The organism is Nostoc sp. PCC 9305, from assembly GCF_963920915.1.
Classification (GTDB): domain Bacteria; phylum Cyanobacteriota; class Cyanobacteriia; order Cyanobacteriales; family Nostocaceae; genus Nostoc.
Genome location: NZ_CAWUDN010000234.1, coordinates 1 through 1965, shown reverse-complemented (window position 1 = coordinate 1965; position 1965 = coordinate 1). Strand labels below are relative to the sequence as shown.

Genomic DNA, 1965 nt, shown 5'->3' with positions numbered 1-1965 from the left:
GGGGACTTTGACTCTGGTTCCCCCTTTTTTAAGGCTAGGGGGGATCTAAACGCTGGGAGGCAACTCTCAAAGACTTGTGTATACACCGTAGTTTACAAGGGGAGGGTTAGGGTGGGGTAAAACCCGGATTTGTCAATTATTTCCAACTTGTGTGTACACGGTAGCCCCGCTTGCGGGGAGGGGAGACAAAGCGTAGCTTTGGCGGGGTGGGGTTCTTTCTTATTTTTGATTTATGCAAGAGGTCTACTCTTTTGAATGTAAATTCGGATAACTAAAGTCTTGTCTGCAATGGACGAACTAATTCTACCGAGCATTTGCTCGGCTAACTTCGGCTACTGCATGGACAAGTTATATAGCTAACTAATTTTTTAGTTAGTTAATATTAACTTAATAAATTTCATCTTCTATGTCAACTACTAACCAAGTTTTTAGTTAATATATTTTCGTTATGATGATGGAGCAATGTGGGTCGTTCAACGCAGTCAAAATTCTCATCTAAAAAGCCGCGTCAGGTGCGCGATGCAGAAGCGACGAAAAAGCAGATTCTCGATGCGGCGGAAGCGGAGTTTGCCAGAAATGGACTTCAAGGGGCGCGGACAGGAGCGATCGCTAGAGGTGCAGGTGTCACCACAGCGATGATTTACTACTACTTCCAGAGCAAGGAAGGGCTATATCAAGCGGTTCTGCAACGTCCGGCGGTGGAAATGCACGAAGGGTTTGAGCAGCTAAATTTGGATCGGTTCCCACCAGAGGAAGCCTTGAAACTGCTTGTCAAAGAAGCGATCGCTTATGAAGCTGCTCACCCGCATAGAGGAATGCTTTGGTTCCAAGAAGCAAACCAAAATCAGGGAAAGTATTTTAAAGAAGGGAATTGGCAAGAAAATTTTAGCTATCTCATCAAGATTTTAGAGCGGGGGATGGCGGAAGGTTGTTTCCGTCAACTCGATCCATTTTTCACCACCCTGCATATTATTGGGGTTTGTAATATGTACTTCAACGCTTACGAAAACATTAAGCATACTAGACCCGATTTGCAACTGCTAAGTCCAGAAATGATTGAGCAGCATACTCAAGCAGCAGTTAATTTTATCTTGGCTGGTGTGCAATGTAGTGAGAATTAGGGATTGAATATTGGGAAAACTGCGTAGGCGTAGCCCGCCGTAGGCATCGCGTGCCAAAGCGTCATCAGGGAACTCCAAGAAATAAATTATCCCGCTTCAAGTTGCTGACTGTGGTCACTGAGCGAAGTCGAAGTGTTGACTGTTAACTGTAAACGGTGGGATATTTTTTTATTTGGAAGTAACTAACTTTCTCTAAAACTTAACTTACTAAAACTAAATCTGGCGAACTTACCCAGCGACTATTCAGCGATCGCATCGGGAGCATCCACTTTTGGAAGAAACACCGGGCGATTGGAAATCGCGGCTACACAAACTCTCGTCCGCCTACGCGGACTCTCTGAAACCCGCGCAGGCGGGTTTAGTTTGTATAGCCCCAGACTTCTAGTCTGAGGGCGATCCGCCAAAAGTGGATGCTCCCATCGCATCTAAAGCTGGGTGTGGAGTCAGCCACTATTAAATAAAAAAGTCTTGAAATTATCGAAAAACCGAACAGCAAAAATTAAGAAACGCTTGCGGTATCAAAATTGTAAGTGAGTTACCACAAGCGTTTCTCTTTGATAATACTGTTTAACACTTTTACGCGACAATAGCTAGTGTTTGGCTATAGAAACAAAGTAAGCTAAAAGAGAAAAATCCTGACCTGCTTTTTGGTTGTCACTGATTAAGGCATATCCATTAGAAGAGAGAACTTAATCATTTTCCTCATCTCTAGAATTGCTCTTAGATAAAGCTACAGAATTGTAATAGAAACCAGTCACTGCTGTAGCTAATGGGCCTATTAACGAGTATACCCGGATTTCTCACAAGTGAGAAAAAAACACTTGGATTAGCCAGATTTAGGATA

Annotated in this window: 2 protein-coding genes; one reads left to right on the top strand and one right to left on the bottom strand. The window is 43.4% G+C overall.

Annotation, left to right across the window (positions count from 1 at the left end):
* The first annotated feature begins 464 nt into the window (after positions 1-464).
* Positions 465-1121 (top strand): TetR family transcriptional regulator, encoded by a 657-nt coding sequence (locus ACM0OX_RS35500; protein WP_414519883.1) that lies wholly within the window; start codon positions 465-467, stop codon positions 1119-1121.
* Positions 1122-1360: 239 nt separating this feature from the next.
* Here ACM0OX_RS35500 and ACM0OX_RS35495 read toward each other — a convergent pair whose 3' ends face one another.
* On the bottom strand, positions 1361-1525 hold the full coding sequence (locus ACM0OX_RS35495) for a hypothetical protein (protein WP_414519882.1): 165 nt from the start codon (positions 1523-1525) through the stop codon (positions 1361-1363).
* Positions 1526-1965 lie beyond the last annotated feature (440 nt).